The 24,578-nt window shown below is 73.5% G+C and carries 23 protein-coding genes and 1 riboswitch; of the genes, 6 read left to right on the forward strand and 17 right to left on the reverse strand.

Annotated elements, in window-relative coordinates; genetic code table 11:
* Positions 1–10: 10 nt before the first annotated feature.
* Positions 11–691, reverse strand: coding sequence for a hemerythrin domain-containing protein (locus OHT74_RS03450; protein ID WP_328619265.1), 681 nt, complete (start codon positions 689–691; stop codon positions 11–13).
* 109 nt (positions 692–800) lie between these two features.
* The gene (locus tag OHT74_RS03455; RefSeq protein WP_328619266.1) at positions 801–1,562 is read right to left on the reverse strand and encodes a carbonic anhydrase; all 762 of its coding nucleotides are present in this window, start codon (positions 1,560–1,562) and stop codon (positions 801–803) included.
* A 169-nt stretch (positions 1,563–1,731) separates the two neighbouring features.
* Here OHT74_RS03455 and OHT74_RS03460 point away from each other — a divergent pair, with 169 nt between their 5' ends.
* A complete protein-coding gene (locus OHT74_RS03460) occupies positions 1,732–2,238 on the forward strand; it encodes a GNAT family N-acetyltransferase (protein WP_328619267.1) in 507 nt (168 codons plus the stop codon).
* A gap of 76 nt (positions 2,239–2,314) precedes the next feature.
* On the opposite strand, the gene OHT74_RS03465 is transcribed toward OHT74_RS03460, so the two are convergent.
* From OHT74_RS03465 to OHT74_RS03485, 5 genes are all read right to left on the reverse strand, one after another.
* Positions 2,315–2,614, reverse strand: coding sequence for an SHOCT domain-containing protein (locus OHT74_RS03465; protein WP_328619268.1), 300 nt, complete (start codon positions 2,612–2,614; stop codon positions 2,315–2,317).
* A gap of 145 nt (positions 2,615–2,759) precedes the next feature.
* The gene (locus tag OHT74_RS03470; RefSeq protein ID WP_266660513.1) at positions 2,760–3,425 is read right to left on the reverse strand and encodes a response regulator; all 666 of its coding nucleotides are present in this window, start codon (positions 3,423–3,425) and stop codon (positions 2,760–2,762) included.
* Complete coding sequence (locus tag OHT74_RS03475; protein ID WP_328619269.1) at positions 3,422–4,633, reverse strand: sensor histidine kinase; 1,212 nt, start codon at positions 4,631–4,633, stop codon at positions 3,422–3,424. The genes OHT74_RS03470 and OHT74_RS03475 overlap by 4 nt, the downstream gene beginning before the upstream one ends.
* Positions 4,634–4,751: 118 nt before the next feature.
* Complete coding sequence (locus OHT74_RS03480; RefSeq protein ID WP_266660517.1) at positions 4,752–5,624, reverse strand: serine hydrolase; 873 nt, start codon at positions 5,622–5,624, stop codon at positions 4,752–4,754.
* A complete protein-coding gene (locus tag OHT74_RS03485; RefSeq protein WP_328619270.1) occupies positions 5,621–6,589 on the reverse strand; it encodes a LysR family transcriptional regulator in 969 nt (322 codons plus the stop codon). Before OHT74_RS03485 ends, OHT74_RS03480 begins: the two co-directional genes overlap by 4 nt.
* 85 nt (positions 6,590–6,674) lie before the next feature.
* On the opposite strand from OHT74_RS03485, the gene OHT74_RS03490 reads away from it, so the two are divergent.
* The 4 genes from OHT74_RS03490 to metE all read left to right on the forward strand — a co-directional run bounded on the left by OHT74_RS03490 (position 6,675) and on the right by metE (position 12,218).
* Positions 6,675–7,715: an alpha/beta hydrolase family esterase gene (locus OHT74_RS03490; RefSeq protein WP_328619271.1), complete on the forward strand. Its 1,041-nt coding sequence runs from the start codon at positions 6,675–6,677 to the stop codon at positions 7,713–7,715.
* A gap of 112 nt (positions 7,716–7,827) precedes the next feature.
* Entirely contained in the window at positions 7,828–8,586 is a 759-nt protein-coding gene (locus OHT74_RS03495; protein ID WP_266660523.1) for a 3-hydroxybutyrate dehydrogenase, read from the forward strand.
* Between the two features lie 115 nt (positions 8,587–8,701).
* On the forward strand, positions 8,702–9,385 hold the full coding sequence (locus OHT74_RS03500) for an HAD family acid phosphatase (protein WP_328619272.1): 684 nt from the start codon (positions 8,702–8,704) through the stop codon (positions 9,383–9,385).
* A 140-nt stretch (positions 9,386–9,525) separates the two neighbouring features.
* Positions 9,526–9,743: riboswitch (cobalamin riboswitch) on the forward strand.
* A 156-nt stretch (positions 9,744–9,899) separates the two neighbouring features.
* Entirely contained in the window at positions 9,900–12,218 is a 2,319-nt protein-coding gene (gene metE, locus OHT74_RS03505; protein ID WP_328619273.1) for a 5-methyltetrahydropteroyltriglutamate--homocysteine S-methyltransferase, read from the forward strand.
* Between the two features lie 93 nt (positions 12,219–12,311).
* Here the strand turns inward: metE and OHT74_RS03510 are convergent, their stop codons facing one another.
* From OHT74_RS03510 to OHT74_RS03550, 9 genes are all read right to left on the reverse strand, one after another.
* Complete coding sequence (locus OHT74_RS03510; protein WP_266660529.1) at positions 12,312–13,550, reverse strand: cytochrome P450; 1,239 nt, start codon at positions 13,548–13,550, stop codon at positions 12,312–12,314.
* Positions 13,551–13,576: 26 nt separating this feature from the next.
* Positions 13,577–14,968 carry an NAD(P)/FAD-dependent oxidoreductase gene (locus OHT74_RS03515; protein ID WP_266660531.1) on the reverse strand — a complete coding sequence of 464 codons (1,392 nt, stop codon included), beginning with the start codon at positions 14,966–14,968 and terminating at the stop codon, positions 13,577–13,579.
* Positions 14,961–15,203 (reverse strand): ferredoxin, encoded by a 243-nt coding sequence (locus OHT74_RS03520; RefSeq protein WP_328623246.1) that lies wholly within the window; start codon positions 15,201–15,203, stop codon positions 14,961–14,963. Before OHT74_RS03520 ends, OHT74_RS03515 begins: the two co-directional genes overlap by 8 nt.
* Before the next feature lie 107 nt (positions 15,204–15,310).
* Positions 15,311–15,943: a hypothetical protein gene (locus OHT74_RS03525; protein ID WP_266660533.1), complete on the reverse strand. Its 633-nt coding sequence runs from the start codon at positions 15,941–15,943 to the stop codon at positions 15,311–15,313.
* A gap of 140 nt (positions 15,944–16,083) precedes the next feature.
* Complete coding sequence (locus OHT74_RS03530; protein ID WP_328623247.1) at positions 16,084–16,887, reverse strand: IclR family transcriptional regulator; 804 nt, start codon at positions 16,885–16,887, stop codon at positions 16,084–16,086.
* A 956-nt stretch (positions 16,888–17,843) separates the two neighbouring features.
* A complete protein-coding gene (locus OHT74_RS03535) occupies positions 17,844–18,422 on the reverse strand; it encodes an RNA polymerase sigma factor (RefSeq protein WP_266660535.1) in 579 nt (192 codons plus the stop codon).
* A gap of 345 nt (positions 18,423–18,767) precedes the next feature.
* Entirely contained in the window at positions 18,768–19,379 is a 612-nt protein-coding gene (locus OHT74_RS03540; protein WP_328619274.1) for a nucleoside/nucleotide kinase family protein, read from the reverse strand.
* A gap of 40 nt (positions 19,380–19,419) precedes the next feature.
* Positions 19,420–21,525 carry a SpoIIE family protein phosphatase gene (locus OHT74_RS03545; protein ID WP_266660539.1) on the reverse strand — a complete coding sequence of 702 codons (2,106 nt, stop codon included), beginning with the start codon at positions 21,523–21,525 and terminating at the stop codon, positions 19,420–19,422.
* A gap of 102 nt (positions 21,526–21,627) precedes the next feature.
* Positions 21,628–21,879 (reverse strand): acyl carrier protein, encoded by a 252-nt coding sequence (locus OHT74_RS03550; protein WP_328619275.1) that lies wholly within the window; start codon positions 21,877–21,879, stop codon positions 21,628–21,630.
* Positions 21,880–22,044: 165 nt separating this feature from the next.
* Between OHT74_RS03550 and OHT74_RS03555 the strand changes: the two genes are divergently transcribed.
* Positions 22,045–22,824: a lysophospholipid acyltransferase family protein gene (locus OHT74_RS03555; protein ID WP_328619276.1), complete on the forward strand. Its 780-nt coding sequence runs from the start codon at positions 22,045–22,047 to the stop codon at positions 22,822–22,824.
* 251 nt (positions 22,825–23,075) lie between these two features.
* Here OHT74_RS03555 and OHT74_RS03560 read toward each other — a convergent pair whose 3' ends face one another.
* Entirely contained in the window at positions 23,076–24,572 is a 1,497-nt protein-coding gene (locus OHT74_RS03560) for a hypothetical protein (protein WP_328619277.1), read from the reverse strand.
* Positions 24,573–24,578 lie beyond the last annotated feature (6 nt).

Genomic DNA, 24,578 nt, shown 5'->3' on the forward strand with positions numbered 1-24,578 from the left:
CGGGCGCCGGCTAGCCGTGCCCCACCGCCGCTGCCAGGCGCTCTTCCAGCCGTCGGAAGTTGCGCTCCCCGACGGCGCGCCAGATCACCCGGGGCGGCAGTGGCAGATGCGCCATGATCAGGATCTGCTCCCCCGGGTCCGCGTCCTTGAGGATCATCCCGAGGACGGTGAGCAGCTTGCTCTTGGGGACGGCGGCGCTGGCCGCGTCGCCGATCTCGTCCCACTCCGCCTGCGACACCACGGCCGGGACGAGCGGCAGCGCCTCGCGTTCCTCCTGGTCGAAGTGCTCCTCGACAGCCTGCGACACCTGCTCGAGTACGGCGGCCAGCTCCTCTCCCCGGGCGCCCGCCCCGCCGGCCGCCCACGGTCCGAGCAGGGCGCCCGCCCGTCCGAGGCGGTCGGCCAGGTCGGCGTGCTGGCCCTGCATCCGCTTCCACAACTCGCCGTGCCCGGAGGCGCGTTCGGCCAGCTTCGGCCACAGCAGCCGGTCCTCGCCCTCGTGGTGGTGGTGCAGGGTGTCCAGCAGCAGCGCCAGCCGGTCGGCGACCAGCCTGACCTGCGCGCGGCTCCCGTGGCGCACCCCGCGCACCCGGCCCGCCGCCTCCCGGAATTCGCGCCGGAACATCCGGTGGACCACCACCATGTCGTGTGTGGTGATCGGTTTTCCCTGGTTCTCCATCGACGTCGACATCGCCCATGGCCCCCGTCCTGGTGGGTGTACCGGGTTCCAGCGTGGGGTCCGGCCGGCCGTCTCCACCAGGGGCGCACGGCGGCGCTCCAGCGCCCCCGGGGAGCCTGGTCTACGCCAGGGTGCGGACTCTCTGGTCGCGGAGGTCGTAGCGGGCGGCGACGACGGCCAGCTTGCCGGTGGCTATGCGTCGGGCGATGTCCGGTTCGGCGGCGAGCCGGCCGCGGGTGCGCCGGGCGTGCGCGTCGATGGTGGCGTCGACACGGGCGTCACCGTGCTGGCCGTGGTCGATGGACGGCCGGATCTGGTCGGCCAGGTACTGGATGTGCGCGGGCAGCTGCTCGCCGGTCTCGTCGGCGTGTACGGCGGCGCCGACCGCCCCGCAGGACTGGTGGCCGAGGACCAGCACCAGCGGGATCTCCAGTTCCAGGACCCCGTACGCGATGCTGCCGAGCACGGCTTCGTCGAGCACCTCGCCCGCGGAGCGCACCGTCAGGAGGTCGCCGAGCCCCTGGTCGAAGACGAGCTCCGGGGGGACGCGGGAGTCGACGCAGCCGAGGACGATCGCGAAGGGGTGCTGGGCCCGGGTGAGTTGGAGCCGTACGGACGGCGATTCGTGCGGGTGCTCCTGGCGGTACGTGCGCCAGCGCCGGTTCCCGGCGGTCAGCCGGCGCAGGGCCTCCTCCGGGGAGACGGGCCGCCCGGCGGTCTCCGGCGCGGCGGGCGCAGGAGCGGGAGCCGGAGCGGCGGAGACGGGGAAAGCGGAACCGAGGGTGAGGACGGAGCCCACGGCCGCCGAGCCCGCCACGGCGGCGCGGAGCAGGCCGCGACGGCTGGGCGAAGGTGCGTCGACTGTCTGCGTGTTCGAATACATCGCGGGACCGTAACCCGGGGTCCGGGCCACCCGGCCGGGCGAGCGGAGGAATGGCGGGATGCCCGCCGGGATCCGGCCGAAACGAACCAGGCCGAGATACACGTCTCAGCCTGTGGACGTACGGGCCCCGACGGGGGCACCGCACGCCCGGGGGCCGACAATGGGCGCCATGCGTATTCGAGCAGTGCACATCGATGAACTGCCCCTCCTCCAGGCCATCGAGAGGGCGGCCGGGGAATGCTTCCGCGGCATCGGCATGCCGGAGATCGCCGACGACGAACCGCTGCCGCTCGACGAACTCGCCCGCTACCAGCGGACCGGACTGGCCTGGGTCGCGGTCACGGAGGCCGATGCTCCGCTGGCCTACCTCATCGCCGACCGTGTCGACGGGAACCTCCACATCGAGCAGGTCTCCGTGCATCCGGACGGTGCGCGCCGCCGTATCGGCCGGTCGCTGCTGGAACATCTGGCGGCCCGGGCGGCAGCCGACTCCATACCGGCACTGACCCTCACCACGTTCGAGGACGTCCCGTGGAACGCCCCGTACTACGCCCGCTGCGGCTTCGAGCGCCTCGCCGACGGGGAGCTCAGCCCCGGCCTGAAGGACATCCGCGACCGCGAAGCGGAACACGGCCTGGACCGCTGGCCGCGGATCTGCATGCGCCGGGTCCTGTGATGCGCGGGACGGGGGTGGAGGTCCGCGGGTGCGCGGACCTCGTCACCCGTCGCCCTTGAGACCCCGGACGGCATGGTCAGACGGGGCCGTTCTTGCCGTCGAGGCGGGTGCGGCCGAACTGTTCGTCCAGGACCGACAGCCGGCGCCAGTACTCGTCCTCGTCGATCTCGCCGGTGGCGAACCGGCGGCCCAGGATCGCGATCGGCGAGTTCTCGCCGTACGAGCCCCGGGTGGCGGCCCAGGGTCCGCGCGGGCCGCGGCCGCCGCGCCACACCGTACGGCGCAGGACCGTGACGACGCCGAAGACGACGGCCGCCCAGATCAGCGGGACGAACAGGATCCACGGGCCGGGCCCGTCGTACGCCAGGGTGTTCATCTCGGTTCAGCTCCTCGGAAGGGGTTGCCTTGTCACTTCCGAGACTCGCCCCGGGAGGGGGCCCGGGTCGTCGTACGGCCGGCGGCAGTGCAGCTACCACAGGAGGAGTAGCCAACAGCGGGAGCAGCCCGCAGCGGGAGTGGCTTCAGCCGAGCCAGCCGGGCCGGACCAGCCCCGACTCGTACGCCAGCACCACCAGCTGGGCCCGGTCCCGGGCGCCGAGCTTGATCATGGTCCGGCTGACGTGCGTCTTCGCGGTCAGCGGGCTCACCACCAGCCGGCGGGCGATCTCCTCGTTGGACAGGCCCAGCCCCACCAGGGCCATCACCTCGCGCTCCCGCTCGGTCAGCCGGTCCAGCTCCGTTGCCGCCTCTGGCGCCTTCGACCGGGCCGCGAACTCCGCGATCAGCCGGCGCGTCACCCCGGGTGACAGCAGCGCGTCGCCCGCGACCACGGCCCGTACCGCACGCAGCAGTTCCTCCGGTTCGGTGTCCTTGACCAGGAAGCCGGACGCGCCGGAGCGGATCGCCTCGAAGACGTACTCGTCGAGCTCGAAGGTGGTCAGCATGACCACCTTCACCGCGGCCAGTCCGGGGTCCGACGTGATCGTGCGGGTGGCGGCCAGGCCGTCGAGCTCCGGCATCCGGATGTCCATCAGGGCGACGTCCGGGCGCAGTTCGCGCGCCAACCGCACGGCCTCGGCCCCGTCGGCAGCCTCGCCCGCCACCTCGATGTCCGGCTGCGCGTCGAGCAGCGCGCGGAAGCCGGCCCGTACCAGCGCCTGGTCGTCGGCGAGCAGTACGCGGATCACTCCTGGTCCTCCCTCGATGCCGGCTCACCCGGCGATCCGGTGTCTCCCAGCGGGAGCCGGGCCAGCACCCGGAAGCCGCCGTCCGGCCGGGGGCCGGCCTCGATGGTGCCGCCCTGCGCGGCGGCCCGCTCGCGCATCCCGATCAGGCCGGTGCCGCTGCCTCCGGCGTCGCCGCCGGTGGCGGGCCCCTCGTCGTCCACCCGCAGTTCCAGCGCGCCGGGCGGCCGGGTGATGCGGATCCTGGCGGTCCGGGAGCCCGAGTGGCGCACCACGTTGGTGAGCGCCTCCTGCAGGATCCGGAACGCGGCGAGACCCGTGCCCGGCGACAGCCCCCGGGCCGCGGCCTCCCCCTCCACGGAGACGGTGAGCCCGGCCGCGGCCGCCTGGTCGACCAGTTCGGAGAGCCGGTCGAGTCCGGGGGCGGGCGTGCGGGGGGCCTCGCCGGGGGCGCGCAGGGTGTTCAGGACCTGCCGGACCTCGCCGAGCGCCTCCTTGCTGGCCGCCTTGATGGTGGTGAGCGCCGTACGGGCCTGCTCGGGGTCCGTGTCGAGCAGGGCCAGGCCCACTCCCGCCTGCACGTTGATCACGGAGATGCTGTGGGCCAGTACGTCGTGCAGCTCGCGGGCGATCCGCAGCCGCTCCTCGTCCACCCGGCGCCGTTCGGCGGCCTTCCGCTCGGCCCGGTCCCGGGCCCACTGCTCCCGGCGTACGCGGACCACCTCGGAGGCGGCGAGTACGGCGATCACCCAGGCGGTGACGCCGCCCTCGGTCCCCCACGGCGCCGGGCCGTCGCCGGGCGGGGGCAGCCAGCGGTACAGCCAGTGCCCGATGAGCAGATGGCCGGCCCACAGGGCTCCCACCGCACCCCAGGCGGCGTAGCGGTGTCCGGCGACGACGGCGGCGAAGCAGGCCAGGGCGACGCTGATGAAGACGGGGCCGTACGGGTATCCGCCGGCGAGGTAGGCCAGCGTGACCGCGCAGACGCCGTAGACGACGGGCACCGGATACCGGTGCCGCAGGAGCAGCATGGCCGGCCCGAGGAGCAGCAGGAGCCGTCCGAGCGCGTCGACCGGCTCCCGGTCGGGCTGGAGGTGGTGGACCCACCCGGCGGCCGCCTGCGTGAACACGGCCACGAGCAGCGAGGACCGCCAGGGCAGCCGCCCGGCGCGCATGCGCTCCGCCCAGTACTCCCGTCGCCGCTCCGCCATGCGGCCACGCTAGACCGCCGCGGCCGCCACCGTCGTCCGCCGGGCGGGCCGATCGGGCGTACTCCCGGTGGAGTACGTGCGCCTCGTGCCGGCCGGTCCGGCGCCGGTCCCCGGTCGGCTAGCCCGCGCGCAGGGCGTCCACGGCGATGCGGGCGGTGGTGCCGATCACCGCGTCGGCCGCGGGGAGGGTGGCTGCGGGGTTGGCGGCCCGGGTGAAGACGGCGACTGCGTAGCGGCCGCCGTCGGGGTACTCGATGACACCGACCTCGTTGCGCAGGGTCGGCAGGCTGCCGGTCTTCCCGGCCACGTGGACGTCGTCGAAGGGGAATCCGGCGGCCATCCGGTGGGGCCACACCTGGAGTCCGAGCAGTCGGCGGATCGCGGCGCCGTGTTCGGGGACGCAGGCCTCGTCGCGCCAGACGGCGCCCAGCAGCCGGGTCATGTCGCGGGGCGTGCTGCGGTTGCTGTGGGCCGGGTCGAGGGCGCGGAGCCGGGCGATGACGTGCGGATCGGCGAGGGCTTGGGCGCCTGCGGGTCCCGCGTCCTCCCGGACGGTGGCGAAGAGCGAGCGGAAGGTGTGGACGGCGAGGGTACGGGTGAGGCCGAGCCGGGCCGTGGCCTCGTTGACGCCGTCGATGCCTATGCGTGAGAGGAGCAGGTCCGCGGCGGCGTTGTCGCTGAGGGCCGTCATCAGGTACGCGGCGTCGCGCAGGGACATGCGCACGGGATCCAGCATCGCGGCCAGTCCGGTGGGGCCGGCGGTGCGGTCGCCCGGCGGGCACTCGACCTGTTCGCCGAGGTCCACCCGGCCGGCCGCGGCGTGCTGGTGGAGGGCGACGAGCAGGCAGAGCTTGTGCACGCTGGCGGTGACGACCGGCTGGTCCGCGCCGGCGTCGATCTCCGTACCGGAATCGATGTCGACGGCGTGCAGCCGGCCGGTGACGCCGGCTTCGGCGAAGGCTGCGCGAATGCGGTGGAGGGTGTGGTTCACAGCCAGTACTCCGCTGCCGGGCGCAGGTGGAGCCGCCGTGCGGGTACGTCGGCGGTCACCGCCGCAGTGTTCCACAGGGCGCGCGTGGTCGCTTCGGTGAAGGCTCCGACGGCGGCGTCGCCGCGGCCCTGCAGCCAGGCGACGCTGTGCCGCCAGGCCAGCGGGGAGCCGGCGAGGGGCCGCCAGACGATGTCCGCGTGCGGGCCCGCGGCATCGGCCGACCCCGTGTCGCGCGGGGCGAAGGCCACGGCGTTCGCGGAGAGGACGAGGCCGCGGACGAAGCTGGGGCCGCGGCCCTGCCGGACGGTGGCGGGGGTGTAGCCGCCCCGGGCGCAGGTGTTCAGTACGTCGTCGTGCAGGGCGGGGGCCTCCGCACGCGGGAAGAGGACCAGGCCGTATCCGGTGAGGGCGGCGAGGGGTACCTCGTCCAGTGCGGCAGCCGGGGCCTCGCGGGGCAGCAGCACGCCGAGTTCGCGGCGCAGGACCGGCCCGAGCTCCAGCCCGGCGAGGTCGCAGGGGTGCCGGACGAGCCCGACGTCCAGCTCGCGGGAGGCGAACCGGGCCAGCTGCTCGGCGGTGGACAGCTCGTGCAGCTCCAGCTCCACGCCGGGGTGGTGCTGCCGGAAGGCGGCCAGGATCGCGGCGATGGCCTCGCCGGCGAGGTCGGGCGGCAGCGCGGCGCGCAGGAGTCCGCTTTCGCCGTCGCGGATGCGGCGGGCGGTGGCCGCGAGGGCGTCCGCGCGGGCGAGCAGCAAGCGGGCATCCTCCAGTAGCATCGTGCCCGCCGCGGTGATCGTCACCTGGCGGCTGGTGCGTTCGAAGAGCCGGACGCCGAGCTCGCGCTCCAGGCGCTGGATGCGCTGGGACAGGGGTGGTTGGGCCATGCCGAGCAACTCGGCGGCACGGCCGAAATGTCTTTCTTCTGCAACAGCCACGAAGCACTGAAGATGCCGGATCAGGTCCACGGGCAGCAACGATATCCGAGATTGATCGATCCGAGATTGATATGGATCTTGGACGGAGACCCGGCGCCGGTGTTGTGCTCACGGCATGTCCACGAACTCCTCGAATTTCTCCACCTCGTTGCCGTCCCCCCACCGCGCCCACCGCCTCCGGCGCACCGCCGCGGTGGCCCTCGGCCTCGCGCTGGCCGCCGCGCTCACCGGCTGCGCGGCAGACTCGCCGCCGCCCGAGGCGGCCGGGCCGACCGTGAGCATGAACGCGTCCGCGTCCGCGTCCGCGTCCGCGTCCGCCCCCGCCGTCGACAGCCGGGAGCGGCTGACCGTCGACGGCGGCACCCGGGAGTACCTCCTGCACCGCCCCGCCGCGGAGAGCGGCGGACCCCGTCCGCTCCTCATCGCCTTCCACGGGCGCGGCGCCGACGCCGAGCACCTGCGGAAGCAGAGCGGACTGGACCGGGCCGCCGAAGCCCGCGGCATGCTCCTCGTGTACCCCGAGGCCCTGGGCAAGGCCTGGGGCGCCGGCACCGCTCCCACCGGGCAGCGGCCGGATCCGGACGCCGATGTCCGGTTCACCGAGGCGCTGATCTCCGAGCTCGTGCGCACCGGCCGGGCCGACCCGCACCGGGTCTACGTCGCCGGGTTCTCCAACGGCGGCTCCATGGCCCTGCGGATGGCCGCGCAGCGTCCTGACCTGGTCGCGGGCGCGGCCTCGGTCTCCGGCGAACTGCCCACCGGGCCCGCCGCCGTGAAGCCCACCGGGCCGGTCCCCGTACTGATCGTCTACGGGGCCGAGGACCCCGTACGGCCCCTGGCCGGCCTGCCCAGTCCCGGGCCGGCCGGTCCCGGGGAGGAACCCATCACTGCGACCATGTCCGCCCGGGCGAGCGCAGAGGCGTTCGCCACCGCAGCCGGGGCGGGCGGTCCGGCCGAGGAGGGCAAGCCCGGCTACGACTCCGTCACCTGGCAGCCCGGCCCCGCGGGGGCAGCCGTACGGCTGCTCGTCATGCACGGCGCGGGCCACACCTGGCCCGGCTCGGCCGCTGCGCCGCCCGCGGGCTTCGGCCCCGTCAGCACCGCACTGGATGCGAGCAGCACCCTGCTCGACTTCCTTTCCCCGCAGCGGCGTTGACGGCAGGCATCGCCTCAGGGCGACGCGCATGGCGGCGCACACCACACGAGGGTCCCGGAGTGTGGTGTGCGCCGCCATGGGCGCGGCTGCCCGCCCTCCCTACTGTTCAGCCATGACGAGCCAACTTCCTTTCCTGCGGGAGCGCGTCGCGCTGGTGACGGGCGGCGGCAGCGGCATCGGCCGGGCCTGTGCGATCGCCCTGGCCGAGGCGGGCGCCGCCGTGCACGTGGTCGACATCGGCGAGGAGTCGGCCCGGAGCGTCGCCGCACTGGTCGGCGGGCAGGCGCACGTGGTCGACCTCGCCGACCCGGCGGCGATCGAGGGGCTGCCCGCCGCGGTGGACATCCTGGTCAACAGCGCCGGCCTGCAACACGTCGCCCCCATCACGGACTTCCCTGCCGAGCGCTTCGCCCGGATCCAGCAGGTGATGCTCACCGCGCCGTTCCTGCTGCTGCGCCACGTGCTGCCGCACATGTACGCGGCCGGCTGGGGCCGGGTGGTCAACATCTCCAGCGTCCACGGGCTGCGCGCGAGCGCCTACAAGTCCGCCTACGTCGCCGCCAAGCACGGCCTGGAGGGGCTCAGCAAGGTCACCGCGCTCGAGGGCGCCCCGTACGGCGTGACCAGCAACTGCATCAGCCCCGGCTACGTACGTACGCCCCTGGTCGAGGCCCAGATCGAGCAGCAGGCGGCCGCGCACGGCATCGGCCCCGGCGACGTGCTGTCCGAGGTGCTGCTCAACCGGTCCGCGATCAAGCGCCTGATCGAGCCCGAGGAGGTCGCCGCGGCCGCGGTGTGGCTGTGCGGGCCCCATGCCGGGTACCTCACCGGAACCTCGCTCCCCCTCGACGGAGGGTGGACCGCCACGTGAAGCGGGACGGCCACCAAAAATTAACTACCGGTCAGTAGACAGGGAGGGCGTGCATGCGGATTCTGGCCCCGTACATGTCATTTCAGCCAATGAAGCCCATGAGGAGCGCCCCCACATGCGCAGCACCCGCGCCCGCATCCGCACGCTCGGAACCGCCACCGGCACGGCCGCGGCCACCGTCGTCCTGATGCTGGCCCCCGTCGCCTCCGCCCAGGCCGCCCCGGTCCCCACCCCGGCCCCGGCTGCCGCCCCGACCGCGGCAACGGCCTCCGCGCCCGGCGGCAACGCGCTCATCCGCGGTATCGACTACGGCACGTGGAAGCGCGATGTCGCCGCCGTCATGGCCACGGCCCGCCCGTACGTCGAGCAGCGCATCGCCCAGTCGCCCGCCGGCGAGAAGCCCGCGATCGTCCTCGACATCGACAACTCCTCGCTGGAGACGGACTTCCACTGGTTCTGGACGTTCCCGACCCCGGCGATCTCCGAGGTCCGCGACCTGACCCGGTACGCGAACGAGCGCGGCGTCGCCATCATCTTCGTCACCGCCCGACCGGGGATCATCCACTCCCTCACCGAGCACAACCTCAAGGCGGTCGGCTACCCCGTCTCGGACCTGTACGTCCGGGACCTGCCCGACCTCTTCAGCGAGGTCAGCGCCTACAAGACGGCCAAGCGCGCCGAGATCGAGGCCCGCGGCTACACGATCATCGCCAACATCGGCAACAACAACAGCGATCTGGTCGGCGGGCACGCGGAGCGCACCTTCAAGCTGCCGGACTACGACGGCAAGCTCTCCTAGTCGTTCTCGGCCCCGCCGCCGGGGTCCCCGCCGCCGGCCGCCTGCACACAGAGGCGGCCGGCGGCGCACCGGTGGGGCGGGGTGTCTCATTCCCGTGTCCGCATGGTGATCACACCTGTCCGCCGCCCGGCGCCTGCCCTTAGGCTGACTCCGCAGCTGGTTCGCCCCGTCCTCCAGGCGGGATGCGTCGTAAGAGGGAACCCGGTGGGAATCCGGGACTGCCCCGCAGCGGTGAGCGGGAACGACCGCCGTCATACGCACTGGGCCCGGACGGGTCTGGGAAGCGACGGCCAGTAGGAGTTTCGTACGACGAGACGTGCCCGCGAGTCCGAAGACCTGCCCGTTGCCCGCACGCGACCGTTCGCGTGCGGTGATCCCGGTGACCTCGTGGGCGGGTCGGCGTGCACATTCAGGGCGGGCACATATCGGTCCGTCCGGTTCGTCACCCCTTCGCCCCGGTTTCCCCGGGATCCGTCGCAAGACACGCACACGCATGCTCGCGAAGGAGAGTCACGTGACAACCGAGTCCGCTGCCACGGCCGTACGCGCCACCGTGTACGGATACCCCCGCCAGGGGCCGAACCGGGAACTGAAGAAGGCCGTCGAGGGCTACTGGAACGGCCGCGTCGGCGCCGCCGCCCTACGGGAGACCGCCCGCGAACTGCGCCGGAGCGCCTGGCAGCAGCTGGCCGATGCCGGCATCCACGAGGTCCCGACCGGCGACTTCTCCTACTACGACCACGTACTGGACACCAGTCTCATGGTCGGCGCCGTCCCCGCCCGCCACCGCACCGCCGTCGAGGCCGACCCTCTGGACGGGTACTTCGCGATGGCCCGCGGCACGCAGGATGTGGCGCCGCTGGAGATGACCAAGTGGTTCGACACCAACTACCACTTCCTCGTCCCGGAGCTGGGGCCGGACACCGTTTTCACCGCCGACCCCGCCAAGCAGGTGGCGGAACTGAGCGAAGCGCTTGCGCTCGGGCACCGCGCCCGGCCCGTCCTGCTGGGACCGGTCACGTACCTGCTGCTGGCCAAGCCCGCCCCCGGCGTCGCCGACGACTTCGTGCCGCTCACCCTGCTGGACCGGCTGCTGCCCGTGTACGCCCGGGTGCTGGCCGAGCTGCGCGCGGCCGGGGCCGAGTGGGTGCAGCTCGACGAGCCCGCCCTGGTCCAGGACCGCACCCCCGCCGAGCTGAACGTCGCCACCCGCACGTACCGGGAGCTCGGCGCCCTGACGGAGCGCCCGAAACTGCTCGTCGCCTCGTACTTCGACCGGCTGGGCGAGGCCCTGCCCGTCCTCGCCAAGGCCCCCGTCGAAGGCCTCGCGCTCGATTTCACCGGGGCCGCCGCCGCGAACCTGGCGGACCTCGCCGCGGTGGGCGGGCTGCCGGGCAAGCGCCTCGTCGCCGGCGTGGTCGACGGCCGCAACATCTGGATCAACGACCTCCAGAAGTCACTGACCACCCTGGGCACCCTACTCGGCCTCGCCGGCCGGGTCGACGTCGCCGCGTCCTGCTCACTGCTGCACGTCCCGCTGGACGCCGCCGTCGAGCGCGACATCGACCCGCAGATCCGCCGCTGGCTGGCCTTCGCCCGGCAGAAGACCGCCGAGATCGCCACCCTCGCCCGCGGCCTCGGCCAGGGGCCCGCCTCGATCACGGCCGAACTCGCCGCCAACCGCGCCGACCTGGCCTCCCGTAGGAACTCCCCGCTCACCCGAGACCCCGCGGTACGCAGCCGTACGGCGGCGATCGGCGAGGCCGACGCCCGCCGTGCCCAGCCGTACGCCGAACGCGCCGCCGCCCAGCGCGCCCTCCTGGGCCTGCCGCTGCTGCCGACCACGACCATCGGCTCCTTCCCGCAGACCGCCGAACTGCGCACCGCCCGCGCCGACCTGCGCTCGGGCCGGATCGGCACGGCCGGCTACGAGGAGCGCATCGAGGACGAGATCCGCGAGGTCATCGCCTTCCAGGAGAAGGCCGGCATCGACGTCCTCGTGCACGGCGAGCCGGAACGCAACGACATGGTGCAGTACTTCGCGGAGCAGCTCACCGGGTACCTGGCGACCCGGCACGGCTGGGTCCAGTCGTACGGAACCCGCTATGTCCGCCCGCCCGTCCTGGCCGGGGACATCTCCCGTCCCGATCCGATGACCGTGCGCTGGACGACGTACGCCCAGGCTCAGACGGCCCGGCCGGTCAAGGGCATGCTGACCGGCCCGGTCACCATGCTCGCGTGGTCCTTCGTACGGGACGACCAGCCGCTCGGGGACACGGCACGACAGGTGGCGCTCGCCCTGCGCGACGAGGTCGAGGACCTGGAGGCCGCGGGCACTTCGGTGATCCAGGTGGACGAGCCCGCGCTGCGGGAGACGCTGCCGCTGCGCGCCGCCGACCGCGCGGAGTACCTGGCGTGGGCCACCGAGGCCTTCCGGCTCACCGTCTCCGGGGTACGGCCGGACACGCAGATCCACACGCACATGTGCTACGCCGAGTTCGGCGACATCCTCCGGGCCATCGACGACCTCGACGCCGACGTGATCAGCCTCGAGGCCGCTCGTTCGCACATGCAGGTGGCGGACAAGCTCGCCGGCGCCGGATATCCGCGGGAGGTGGGTCCGGGTGTCTGGGACATCCACTCGCCGCGCATCCCGTCCGCCCAGGAGGCGGCCGCGCTGCTGCGCAAGGGGCTCGAGGCCATTCCGGCCGAGCGGCTGTGGGTCAATCCCGACTGCGGTCTGAAGACCCGCGGCTGGCCCGAGACCCGCGCCTCCCTGGCGAGCCTGGTGGCGGCGGCCCGCGAGGTCCGCGGTGAACTCCCCGCCCTCTGACCGGTCCTGACTGCCCGTACGATGCGTCTGCTCCGGTCCGTCCCGCGGACCGGAGCCACACGTTCCACCGCTCCCGGGCTCGGCTCCCCTGCTTCAGGGACGGATCCCGTCGCAGGTGACCTGGAGGTGGCGCGGGCCGCGCAGGACCGCGTTCTGCCGGTAGGGCGGCGGGTCCTCGACCAGGCGCGGGTTCTCCAGGCGGCGGGCCAGCTCGCTCAGCGCGAGCTGCGCCTCCAGCCGGGCCAGCGGGGCGCCGAAACAGCTGTGGATACCGCTGCCGAGGCCCAGGTGCTGGATGTCCTTGCGGTACGGATCGAAGCGGTCGGGGTTCTCGAAGCGGTCCGGGTCCCGGTTGCCGGAGGCGAGGATCAGCCACATCGAGGAGCCCTTGGGGATGGTCACCCCGCGGACCTCGATGTCGGCGAGCGGGGTGCGCTGCGGCAGCAGCTGCACCGGCGGCTCGAACCTCAGCAGCTCCTCCACCATCGGCACCGCGAGCCCGGGCGTCTCGCGCAGCTGCTTCAGGACGTCCGGGTTGCGCAGCAGCGTGAGCATCCCGTTGGTGATCAGGTTGACGGTGGTCTCGTGGCCCGCGATCAGCAGCAGGGCCGCCGTGCTGAGCAGCTCCATCGTGCTCATCGACTCGTCCTGGCCGTGCCCGACGGCCAGTTGGGAGAGCATGTCGTCGCCGGGGTTCTTGCGGCGCTCCTCGATCAGCCCGGCCAGGTACATGCCCAGTTCCATCCGGGCGTCGTGGGTCGTCTTGTCGCGTTCCGTCGGGTCGGCGCCCGGATCGGGGTCCAGGCTCGCGGCCAGGGTGTCGGCCCAGACGTGGAACCGTGCCTCGTCCTCGCGCGGCACACCGAGCAGCCGGCAGATCATGGTGACGGGGAACGGGTAGGCGAACTGGTCGACCAGGTCGATCCGGGCCGGGTCGGCGAGGTTGTCGATGAGACCGGTGACGATGCCCTTGAGGTCGTCGCGCATGCCGTCGATGCGGTGCGGGGAGTGCGGCGGCCCGAAGGGCCGGTTGGTCATCCGGCGCAGCCGGTCGTGTTCCGGGGGGTCCAGCTTCAGGAAGCTCGGAGGCAGGGCCGCGGCCCCCTCCTCCTCGCCCTCGGCCAGCGGATCCCCCGCCGTCGCGGCCAGGTTGCGGGCCTCGGAGCTGAGCCGCGGGTCGTGCAGCAGGCTCTGGATGTCGTGGTAGGTGCTGATGACGTACGGGCCGTCCCCGTCGTGGAACACCGGGGTCTTGCGCAGTTCCGCGTACAGCGGGTACGGGTTCGCGCGGTTGGAGTAGTCGAGGATGTCGCTCAGGATGCCTTGCTTCATGCCGGGTCCTCCGGAGGGCGGGCGGGTCAGTGCCCGGCGGGGGTGAACGTCATCCGCCGGTCGGCCGGCGAATATCCGCTGAGGGTGATGGTCGGTCCATGCGTGGGCACGGACGGGTCCGGGAAGTCCGCGGGGAGGGGCTTTTGCCCTTCGGGGCGCCGGTCGACCGTGGGGAACGGCGGCGGGAACGGGGCCGTGGCCTCGATCTGCTGCTCGTAGAACTGCAGCCAGCGCGAGTTGTCGAAGGTGACCGCCCCGATGACGCGGCCCTGGTAGCCGTAGACGCCGGTGAAGCGGCGCTCGGCGCGCGAGCCCTGGGCGATCAGGATCTCGGTCCCCATCGAGGGCACGCCGACCGACTTGATGTTCACCCCGAACTGGGTGGACCAGAACGCCGGCACCCAGATGTGGGGGCGGCGCTCGGTGCTCTCGCTGAGCATGTTGTGGGCCGCGGTCTCGGCTTGGGAGACGGCGTTGCCCCAGTGCTCCAGCGACAGGAACTGGTAGCCGAACAGCGGGTGCGGGGAGCGGGCGACGTCGCCCGCCACGAAGATGTCGTCGGTGACGATGCCGCGGATGTCGAAGGCCCGGCAGCCCGCATCGCAGGCGATGCCGCGCGGGCCAGCGCCGAGCCCGGAGCCGGTCAGCCACTCGGTGTTGCGCTGGGCGCCGAGCGAGACGACCACGACGTCGCACTCCAGTGACGTGCCGTCGGAGAAGTGCGCGGCGCGGACCCGTCCGGTGGTGTCGCCTTCGAGGCCGGTGACCATGACGCCGGTGCGCAGGTCTACGCCGTTCTCCCGCTGCATCTCGGCGGCGACCGCGCCGATGACCCCGCCCAGGGCGCCGACGAGGGGCGCGTCGCCGCGTTCGGCGACGGTGACCTCGAGTCCGCGCTCGCGGCAGGCGGAGGCGATCTCGGAGCCGGTGAACCCGGCGCCGATGACCAGGACCCGGCGGGGGCCGGCGTCGAGCCGCCGGGCAAGGGCGGCGCCGTCGTCGCGGGTCCGCAGGACGAACACGCCGTCGAGCTCCGCCTCGGCCGGGTTGGGCCAAGGCCTGGCGCGTACGCCGGTGGCGATCAGCAGCCGGTCGTAGGGCACCTCGTCGCCATCGGCCATCTTGACCCGCTTGGCCGCCATGTCCAGACCGCTCGCCGGTACGCCGAGGCGCCACTCGGCGTCGAGCTCGCGGCGGCGGGGCAGCGCGGTGCGCTCGGCAGCGCCCTTGCCGAGCAGGGCCTGCTTCGACAGGGGCGGGCGGTCGTACGGCTCGTACGGCTCGTCGCCGATCATGGTCAGCGCCCCCTTGAAGCCCTTGGCGCGCAGGGTCTCGGCGCCTCGCAGGCCGGCGAGCGAGGCTCCGACGACGACGATGCGGCCGTCCGCCTTGAGGCGGTCCAGAGCTGAGTCAGACACCGGATGCCTCCCCGCTGCCCGCGCCGGGCGCGGCCGCGGCCATGTCCAGTTCGTCCACGAGGATGGCCTGGACGGGACAGGCGGCGACCGCCTGGGCCACCCGCTCGCGGTGGGCGTCCTGCGCCTGCGGGTCGTAGAGCAGGCCCTCGTCTCCGTGCATCGCGAAGACGTCGGGTGCGAGGAAGGCGCACTGCGCGTATCCCTGGCACCGGTTGAGATCGACGACAAGCCTCAGCAAGGTCCAGTCCTTTCGTTGGCCCCTCCGACTCCCCGGCCAGCGTGCGGCGCGCGGACCGGGAGGGCCCGTCCGGCGGGGCCATCGGGGTGACGGCCGGGCAGGTGTCACGGGGTGCGGCGGGCGGCGCGCAGGATGTACAGGCTCAGGAGCAGGGCCCAGGCCGGGAAGACGAGCTCGGACCAGGGCAGGCTGGAGCCGACCACCAGCAGGAGCAGCCCCGCCAGGGTCCCGATCATGACGAGCGGCCTCGGGAAGACCCCTAGCTTGCGTCCGATGGCCGAGGTCGCGAGGACGAAGACGGCGGCCATCCGCATCCCGTACGTCGTGAGCAGCGTGTACGCGAAATGCCGGCCGAAGCCGGTGGGGTCTTCGGCGTCGAGCACGGTTCCGGCGGCCGCGACGGCGCAGAAGAGGCAGGCGACGAAGACCAGCCCGCTGCCCAGGAAGACGGTGGCGATGAACCGGTCCTCGGCGTCCCCGGTGTGCTCGCGCAGCGCGCCCATGAACCACAGGAAGGCGATGCCGGCGAACGGGACGAGCTCCATCGCCCAGCGCAGCTCCCCCTGCTTGCCCGGGGCGACCGCCACCTGGTCGCCGCCGGCGCCTTCGGGCAGTGCCATCCGTGCGAGCACCATCGCCGCCGCGAGCAGTACGGCGAAGACGACCCCGGCCAGGCCTGCAGCCTTGGGGGTGCTCAGGTTCCGTTCCCGGGTCGTCCCGGGTGCTCCCTGTGTCATGGCTCCAGCAAGCCGCCCGCCGGGCCCGCGTGCCAGCGGGACGGCGCGGTCGGGTGACGGAGCGGTACGGAGCCGGCCGGATCCGGGGCGGGGGGCCGCCGCGGGTGTGCGGCCCCCCGCCCCGGATCCCGGACGGCCGGCTACGTGGCCGTGATGAGCATGCTGCCGGGCTCGCCCGCTCCTTCCTGCTGCGGCGCGGTCCGGGGTGCGCCCGGGCCGGTGCCGGCCACGATGAGCGCGAGCAGGACGGCGGCGGCCTCGCTCTGCAGGATCCGGGCGGCCTGCACCAGGCGGTGCGGTTCCGGGGCCGGGATGGACAGGGCCAGGCATTCCGCGTTGGGGCCCGATGTGATGGGGACGGCCGCACAGACCGTGCCCAGGGCGTACTCCTGCAGGTCGAGCAGGGGGGCGCCCGGCCGGCGGCTGTCGAGCTGCCGGAAGAGGTCCTCCTGACGGGTGAGGGTGTGTGCGGTGAACCGCTCCGCCCGGTGCCGGGACAGGTGGTCCTTGCGGCCGTCGGGACCGAGCTGGGCCAGCAGCGCCTTGCCGACCGCCGAGGCATGGGCGGCGGTCCGGAAGTCGGCCCACTCCTCCACGAGCGGTGTCGCCGGACCGTCGGCGTACTGGGTGATGCACACCTCGCCGTCGGTGTAGCGGGCCACGTAGACGGCGGCGCCGACCGCGTCCCGCACCCAGGCGAGGGTCTCCTGCAGGTGTCCGCGCCCGTCACCGGACGCCGCCCCCGTCAGTAAGAGCGCGCGGCCCGCGATGTACGCGCCGGGGCCGGTCGGAACCGCCAGGTTCGCCCGTACCAGCTGCTCCATCACCCGGGCCAGCACCAGCTGCGGCAACCGCGTCTCACGGGCGACCTGCGCGAGGCTGACGCCCCCCGAGTACCGGTTGACGACCTCCAGGACGCGCAGCGCCCGGTGGACGCTCTCCATCGCGACCGGAGCCGGCCGCGATGCGGCGCAGCTGCGGCCGGCCTGGACCGGCTGCGGCTGCCTCAGGGCCTCGAGTGCCCAGGCGTTCGCGTTCGCCTCGTCCGTCAGGTGCAGGAGGTTGAGCCGTGCGTGCTGGGCCACCGCCACCGCCACCTGCGGGCCGAGGAGGAACACCTCGCCCAGGTCGTGGTCGTCGGTCCAGCTCTGGGCGGTCACGGCCCGGCGCAGCCGGGCGGGGATCCGGTAGGGGGGCCGCCCGCCGTGACCCCGTAGCACCGTGAGGGCGGTGAGGTCCTGGGTGGTGATCGGCGGCGAGGTCCAGATGACCGAGGCGCCGAGGGCCTCCTCCAGGTTCTCCGGGATCTCCGGCAGGTGCGGCAGACCCTCGTCCGGCGGCAGCACCCCGGCGAACGCCTTCCAGTGCCGGGCGGTGGCCACCTCGGCGCGTGCGAGGTGGTGGAGGTGGAGCAGGCGGGCCGCGGTCTGCGAGCCGGCTCCTGCCGCGTACTGGAACCAGAACTGGGCGCCCTCCATCCGGTCGGACAGGTGCAGGAGGCAGCCGAACAGCAGCGCCGGTTCCGCATCGTGGGGCCAGGTTCCGGCGGCCAGGGCGAGTTCGGCGAAGGACCGGCTCTCCGCGAGGGACCAGGCCAGGTCGTCCAGGAGCCGTGCCGCCCGTGCGTGGCAGGCCGCGTCCAGTACGAGGTCGTCCGCCGGGGTGGGCACCGGCGCGGGCAGAGGCGCGGGTCCGCGGAGGGAGGCCGGCGCCGGGAAGCCGCCCCGGCCGGGGGCGCCGGTCGCCGAGCGGGCCCGGTCCGCCGCGATTCTGCGGGCGATGCGCCGCCGGGCGGCGTCCTCGTCGTAGCCGGCGTACTCCTCCATCAGCACCTGCGCCTGCTCCAGTGCCGCCGCCAGCTCCTCCCCCAGCTCGGCGTCGCGGTCGGCCGTCATGTCGCTCACTGGCCCTTCTCCTCTCCAGGAGCCCAGTCCGCCCCGAGTTTCTGGGACAGGATTCGGCTTGCTCCTCGAATGTGCGAACGGACCGTCGCGGGGGAGATCCCCATCATCCGGCCGACGGCTCCGCTGTCGTACCCCAGCAGGAAGGCCAGCAGCACCACGTCGTAGTGCCGCTCGGGCAGGCACGCGATCGCCGCGTACAGGCCGAGCTTGGCCTCCAGCAGTTCCATGCGCTGCCGGGAGGCGCGGCGCAGGGCGGCGAACCAGGCCGTCTCCACCATCGCCGCGGGCCTGCCGAGTACCGCCAGCCTGCGCGCGACGTGTTCCCGCAGCACGGCCCAGGCGAAGCCGTGCAGGCTCGCCTCCTTCAACGCCTGGCGCCACACCTTCAGCAGGAAGGTGAACACGTCGTCGACGACGTCCTCGGCGTCCTCGCGGGAGCCCAGTTGCAGGTGTGCGTAGCGCAGGTAGGCGCGGTGGTGCTGGGAGTGGAACGCGCTGAACTCCACCGGCAGGACGCCGGCCAGCTCGCTGGAGACCGCCCGGTCCCCGGACGGGTCGAACTCGCCCTCACTCATGCGCTCCTCCAGGGATGCCGGTCGTCGCCGGTACGAGCGGTCGCGGCCCGGGTCCTCGCACCCGGGTGGCGTGGGTGTCTCCTGACGGCATCGCAGGCGACGAGTATCAGCACGGGAGTGACGGTCTGGACAGGATTCACGTCGGCGGGAAGCCTTCCGGTGAAATGAACGGAACGGGCATGCCTGCCCCCCATATCCAGCAGCCGGCCGGACCGGCTGCTCCCCCAACACCACCCCATCGGAAAAGACGCCCGAATGTGCACGGCTGTCGACGGAATTCTTTCGGGAAATGGCGCATCTGCTCCGCTGCGCGCCCCCCTTGCCGCCGCGTACGCCCCTACTCCACTACTCCACCACCAGGTCGGCCCGGTTCCGGCCCGCGGAGATCAGCCGGGCGTTCGCCTCGTCCGAGTGCGTCACCCACTCCTCGGCGTGGGCCGGTGCCTTCCCGTGGCGGACGTGCCGGTCCACCAGCCGCCGGACGCGCACGGTGTCGTCGGGTGCGAGGAACCAGACCTCGTCGAGGAGCGCCCGTACCGCCGCCCACTCCCCCGCCTCGTACAGCAGGTAGTTGCCCTCGGTGATCACCAGGCGCACCGCCGGGTCCACCGGGATGCTCCCCGCGACCGGCTCCTCCAGCGACCGGTCGAAGGCCGGAGCGTAGACGGCGGCGGCCGCGGGTGTGCGCAGCCGGCTCAGCAGCGCCGCGTACCCGGCGGCGTCGAAGGTGTCCGGCGCTCCCTTGCGGTCGGCCCGGCCCAGCCGCTCCAGTTCGGCCTGGGCGAGGTGGAACCCGTCCATCGGTACGACCACGGCCAGTTCGGGGCCCAGCACGTCCGCGAGGCGGGCCGCCAGGGTCGACTTGCCGGCTCCGGGCGGCCCGGCGATGCCGAGGATCCGACGGTTGCCCGGCGCCGCGAGGGCGCGGGCGCGCCGCTCCAGTTCGGTGAAATCCATCCGCCCATCCTGCCCGGGCCGTGCGGGTGCCGGGTACGGCTCAGGCTCCGGCCTGAGGCGGGGGTGGTGGTGTGTGGGGGTCGGTGCCGACGCGGGCGACGAGCAGGGCGATGTCGTCGTCCGCCGAGGCCGGAACCAGGTGGGTGATCAGCGAGTCGCACAGGTGGTCCAGCGAGCGCTGGGGTTCGGTGAGCAGGCGGGTGAGTTCGCTGAGGCGCTCGTCGATGTCGCTGCCGCGGGCTTCGACGAGGCCGTCGGTGTACAGGACGAGGAGGCTGCCCGGCGCGAGGGTGAGGTCGGTGGTGGTGAAGGTGGTACCGCCGACCCCGAGCGGGGTGCCGGGCGGCAGGTCGAGGAGGTGGACCGTGCCGTCGGGGTCCACGGCCACGGGCGGCGGATGCCCGGCGCGGGTGATCCGGCAGCGGCCGGTCTCCGGATCGACCACCGCGTACAGGAAGGTGGCGATCATCGGCTCGGCGAGGTCGTCCAGCGTCGCCTCCAGCTGGTGCATCAGGGCCTCGGGGGCGAGGTCGAGCCGGGCGAGGGCGCGCACGCTGGCGGAGAGCCGTCCCATGACCGCCGCGGCCGCGATGCCGTGGCCCATGACGTCGCCGATGAGCAGCGCGGCCTTGCCCCCGGGGAGGTGCAGGACGTCGTACCAGTCGCCGCCGATCTCGTTGACGTCGCTGGCCGGCAGGTAGCGGTGGGCGACCTCGATGCCGGGCGGCGGGGTGATGTGCTGGGGCAGCATGCTGCGCTGCAGGATGACGGCGGTCTCGTGTTCCCGGTGGTAGAGGCGCGCGTTGTCGATGCTGATGGCGGCGCGGGCGGCGAGCTCGCCGGCGAGGGTGACGTCGTCGGGCCCGAAGGGGCCGACGGGGCTGGTCCGGTAGAAGGTGGCGACGCCGAGTACGAGGTCCCGGGCGATCAGCGGCGCCATCATGAACGAGTGCACTCCGACGGGCAGGAGCTGTGCGGGTCTGTTCGTGTGGCGGGCGGCGGTGGCGATGACCTGCTCGTCGAGGTGGGCGATCAGGAAGGGCCGGCGGGCGGCGAGGGCCTGGGTGTAGGGGGCGGCCGCCGGGAAGGCAAGGGTCCTGCCCAGGGGGGCGAGGATGCCGATCACGGCGGAGCCGGTCAGCGGGGCCTTGCCCAGGCGCCGCAGCGCCACGCCCCCGGCCAGTCCCAGGCCGGGCTCGTCGCCGCGGGCGAGGGTGTCCAGTACGTCCACGGTGGCGGCGTCGGCGAGCTGCGGTACGGCGAGGTCCGCCAGCTCCTGCGCGGTGCGCTCCAGCTCGAGGCTGGCGCCGATGCGGACGCTGGCCTCGCTGAGCAGGGCCAGCCTGCGGCGGCCTGCCTCGGCCTCGACGTGGTCGTGCTGCTGCTCGGTGATGTCGAGCAGGGAGGCGATCACGCCGATCGGGCGGCCGCCTGGGTCCTCCACCCGGACGTACGAGCAGGACCACACCCGGTCGTGGACCGGGTCGGCCGGGGTACGGCCCGTGCGGCGCCGGTCCAGCATCGGCTCCCCGGTGGCCAGGACCTGCCGCATCGCGTCCTCCATGTCCTCCGCGTTCACCTCGGGCAGGACCTGTGCGAGGCGGCGTCCCACGTGCGAGGACTCCGAGAGGCCGTTCATCGCCTCCAGGGCCGGGTTGACCTGCAGGAATCGCAGTTGCGTGTCGAGGATGGCGATACCGACGGGCGAGCGGGAGAACAGCCCGTCCCAGACCGCCGACGATCCCCGGATCCGCCGGGCCGCGTGGGCGTCGGCGGCGAAGACCAGGACCGCGGAGGCGCCGTGGCGGCGGCCGGGCACCGGGCTGGCCCAGATCTCCAGCTCCAGCGGGTGCCCGTCCTGGTGCCAGGCGGTCACGGTGCCCATCACCCCGCGCCCGGTGACGGCGGTCTCCCACAGGGCGCGGCCGAGGCTGCGGTCGGCTCCGGGGTGGAGGAGGTCGGCGATGTGCCGGCCGACGATCTGTGGCGGGGTGTAGCCGAGCAGTTCCTGCGCCGCGCGGTTCCATCGGACGATGGTGCCGTCCGCGCTGGTGGCGAGCTGCGCCACGGCCAGCGAGCCGAGCCACCCGCCGGCGTCCTGGGCGGCGCCGCTGATCAGATCCTCGATCGGCGTCTGCTCGTTCATCCGGCCTCCACTACCACCCATGGTCGCCCTGGCGGCCCGGAACCGCTTCCCGGCGTGGTCAGGGGTGTGCGGGCACGGCCGCGGCGTGGTGGTGGCGCCGGATCAGCGGTCCGTGCGCCGCGCCTCGACGGATGCGGCGAATTCCTCGAGCGTGGCGTCGCGGAGCTCCTCCTCCTCGACCGTGATGCCCAGCATGTCGTGAACGGCGATGGCCATTTCGACGATCATGAGCGAATCGATCAGCAGGTCACGCATGGGCGTACTCGCCCGTACCTCGTCGGAGGGGATTTCGAGCCTCTCGATGAGCAGTTCACTGATCACGTCGAGGACGGATTCCGGCGCGGAAGTAGTCACGGATTCTCTCATTTGCAGTATCGGTGCCATTGCAGCAGGGTGGCAGGGCGAGGCCCCTCTCGTGCTCAAATAAGTACCACGGCAGGGGATTTACTCAAAACCCTTCCCTGTTGCGCTTGTTGATGATTAGAAACGTGAGAGTGGTGATCATTCGTGGCGGAAAGCATGGCCGATGTGACCGAGGTGATCGAGGTGGCCGGCGCCGAGCTCAGGTACGTGAAGCGACTGCTCGGCGGGGCCGGGGAGAACGCCTGGGACCGCTTCCTCGACTGGCTCGTCGACGACTACTTCCGTCTGGAAGTCACCGGGTCGGAAAACATTCCGGCCGAAGGGCCGGCCGTCATCGTCGCCAACCACTCGGGCGCCTGGGGGCTCGACGGCTTCGTCCTCCAGAAAGTCCTCACCCGCTGTCTCAGCCGGCCCCTGCACGTACCCGCGGCGCACCTCGTATTCCGGCTCCCGGTCATCGGTTCGTACGCCCGCAAGAAAGGTGCCATTCCCCTCGATCCGACACTGGGGGTGGAACACCTGACCGCCGGGGAACTCGTCGGGGTGTTTCCCGAAGGAATGACCGGTCTGGAAAAGCCCTTTCGCAAGCGCTACCAGCTCCGTCCCTTCAGCCCCGGGTTCGCGGTAGCCGCCGTCCGGGCCGGCGCCCCCGTCGTGCCCGTGTCCGTCATCGGCGCCGAGGAGGCCTGCCCCCGGCTCGGCGAGATCCCGGCCCTGGCACGCCTCTTCGACCTCCCCTACTTCCCGATCACCACGGTCTTCCCGCTGCCATCGAAGTGGCTCATCACCATCGGGGAGCCGATCCCCGCGCCGCGGCGGCCCGAGTCCTACGCCGCCCGCACCGCCGCGGCCCGCCTGCTGTGCGCCGAGTCGCAGGCGGCCGTACAGGCCATGGTGGACCGGGAACGGCGCAGGCGGGACACGCCGTTCTGGTAGCGCCCGCCTTCTGGGGGACGGCTCATCCGCCCTCGGTCACCGCCCGCGCCTCGGGCCGGACCAGGGTGGTCGACCCCCAGGCCGGCCCGGCCCCGTACGCGGTGAGCACCACCCGCAGGCCCGGCGACAGCGTTCCGGCGGCGGCCGCCCGGCGAGGACCGCGCCGCGGCTGCGCGCAGGCACGGGCGCAGACCCTGCAGCGGGCGCGGACGCGGGGGTGTCAGCCGAAGTGTGCGTGAATCCCGTCCGCCTCAGTCCGTCAGCCGCTTGGCTGCCCGCCGAACCCCGTCGGCAGCCGTCGCGCACCGCTCGGCGTGGCTCAGCAGAGCCATGCGGAACCGCTCGCCCTCCTCATCGGTGCTCCAGCCGCTGTTCCCGGCACAGGCCGCGAGGCTCTCTGCGTGCCGCTCCAGCCGGTCGGCGCTGGCGTGCGCCAGGGCTCCGTACGCCGCCGGGGCGTAGCCGAACGCCGAGACCGGCACCGCCGTCGACATGCCGACCGTCACGCGCCCGTCGCCCGGCCGGGCGGCGAGGTCCTTGAGCGCCACGACCAGCGTCCGCGGATCGAGCGTGTCCGGCAGCCGGTCCGCGGTGAACTGCGGGGCGATCACCACCGGGTGGGCCGCCTCCGTGACTGCCCGTACGACCTGCTCGGCGACGAGCGCCGCGAACCGCGTCGCCGCGCACCCGGTCGGCGCTCCGCACAGCGGCGGCATCCCCGAGGTCAGCGCCGTCGCCGACGTCCCCGACGGCCCCGGCTCCGGGCGGCCCTCGCCGTCCAGGCCGCGCAGCCAGCCGGGCACCCGCAGGATCTCGGTACCGGCGGCGACCGCGAGGTCCTGCCATACGAAGTCGGCCCGTACGGGGTACACAGCCGCGGCCACCGGCGGCCAGCGGCGCAGCGCCTCGGCCACGGCCGCCTCCGGGGACTCCGCGGCGCCCACGGCGATCAGGGCCAGCGCCTGGAGCACGGTCCCCGCGGCGGCCTCGGAGACCAGCGCGAGCGCGTGCGCGACGGCCGGTACGGCCTCCTCCGGCTCGGTGCCCTGGCGGCCCGCGCCCTGCCCCGACATCCGGCCCGCCAGCGAGGCGGGGTCCGGGGCGGCCAGGTACGGTGCCAGCCGGCGCCGCAGCGCCTCGGCCCGGCCCTCGTACGACCTGCTGTCCGCAGCCGCCGTCGCCGCCGCGAGCACCTCACTGAGCAGCGTGTCCTCGACGGCTGTGGCGCCCGCCACCACGCGTCGGCCCAGCCGCTGCATGCCGCGCTGCCAGTCGTGCCACTCCAGGGTGCCGTCCCCGCGCCGGGCTGCGATCACCCGGTCCACGTCCTCGGCCAGCAGGGCGCCCAGCTCGGCGGCCGGAACCGCCGCGTCCCGGGGCAGCGGCACGTGCGGCGACAGTCCGTACCGCTGCCCGCCGGCCGTGAGGCCGACCGCAGGTGCGAGCGCCCCCGCCTCGTCCGCCCGGGCGAGCAGGCCGTCGGCGTCGGCCGCGGCCAGCGGCAGCAGGAAGGGCCCGAACGGGGTGCGCAGCTGCACCGGCCGTCCGGAGCGGGTGCGCCGCAGGAACGCCAGCAGCCGGTGCGTCACCCCTTCCCGGGTCAGCGCGTCCAGCCCCAGGGCGCGGGCCGGGGCGTCCACCCAGGGCAGGCGCTGGGCGACCATCGCCGCGCTGAACACGGCGTTCTCCAGGGGCCAGGCCGTCGCGGGACGTCGCGCCGTGGTGGCCGGGCTCTCTGCAGTGGTCATCGGTCG

Source organism: Streptomyces sp. NBC_00354 (assembly GCF_036106915.1).
Taxonomy (GTDB): Bacteria; Actinomycetota; Actinomycetes; order Streptomycetales; family Streptomycetaceae; genus Streptomyces.

Bases quoted from the DNA above. Each gene is read 5' to 3' on its own strand.
- OHT74_RS03540 (WP_328619274.1), bottom strand. From the start codon at position 19,379: ATGGATTTCACCGAACTGGAGCGGCGCGCCCGCGCCCTCGCGGCGCCG.
- OHT74_RS03490 (WP_328619271.1), top strand. From the start codon at position 6,675: ATGTCCACGAACTCCTCGAATTTCTCCACCTCGTTGCCGTCCCCCCAC.
- OHT74_RS03450 (WP_328619265.1), bottom strand. From the start codon at position 691: ATGTCGACGTCGATGGAGAACCAGGGAAAACCGATCACCACACACGAC.
- OHT74_RS03495 (WP_266660523.1), top strand. From the start codon at position 7,828: ATGACGAGCCAACTTCCTTTCCTGCGGGAGCGCGTCGCGCTGGTGACG.
- OHT74_RS03455 (WP_328619266.1), bottom strand. From the start codon at position 1,562: ATGTATTCGAACACGCAGACAGTCGACGCACCTTCGCCCAGCCGTCGC.
- OHT74_RS03560 (WP_328619277.1), bottom strand. From the start codon at position 24,572: ATGACCACTGCAGAGAGCCCGGCCACCACGGCGCGACGTCCCGCGACG.
- OHT74_RS03555 (WP_328619276.1), top strand. From the start codon at position 22,045: ATGGCCGATGTGACCGAGGTGATCGAGGTGGCCGGCGCCGAGCTCAGG.
- OHT74_RS03530 (WP_328623247.1), bottom strand. From the start codon at position 16,887: ATGGAGAGCGTCCACCGGGCGCTGCGCGTCCTGGAGGTCGTCAACCGG.
- OHT74_RS03475 (WP_328619269.1), bottom strand. From the start codon at position 4,633: ATGGCGGAGCGGCGACGGGAGTACTGGGCGGAGCGCATGCGCGCCGGG.
- OHT74_RS03525 (WP_266660533.1), bottom strand. From the start codon at position 15,943: ATGACACAGGGAGCACCCGGGACGACCCGGGAACGGAACCTGAGCACC.
- OHT74_RS03545 (WP_266660539.1), bottom strand. From the start codon at position 21,525: ATGAACGAGCAGACGCCGATCGAGGATCTGATCAGCGGCGCCGCCCAG.
- OHT74_RS03465 (WP_328619268.1), bottom strand. From the start codon at position 2,614: ATGAACACCCTGGCGTACGACGGGCCCGGCCCGTGGATCCTGTTCGTC.
- OHT74_RS03460 (WP_328619267.1), top strand. From the start codon at position 1,732: ATGCGTATTCGAGCAGTGCACATCGATGAACTGCCCCTCCTCCAGGCC.
- OHT74_RS03535 (WP_266660535.1), bottom strand. From the start codon at position 18,422: ATGAGTGAGGGCGAGTTCGACCCGTCCGGGGACCGGGCGGTCTCCAGC.
- OHT74_RS03510 (WP_266660529.1), bottom strand. From the start codon at position 13,550: ATGAAGCAAGGCATCCTGAGCGACATCCTCGACTACTCCAACCGCGCG.
- OHT74_RS03500 (WP_328619272.1), top strand. From the start codon at position 8,702: ATGCGCAGCACCCGCGCCCGCATCCGCACGCTCGGAACCGCCACCGGC.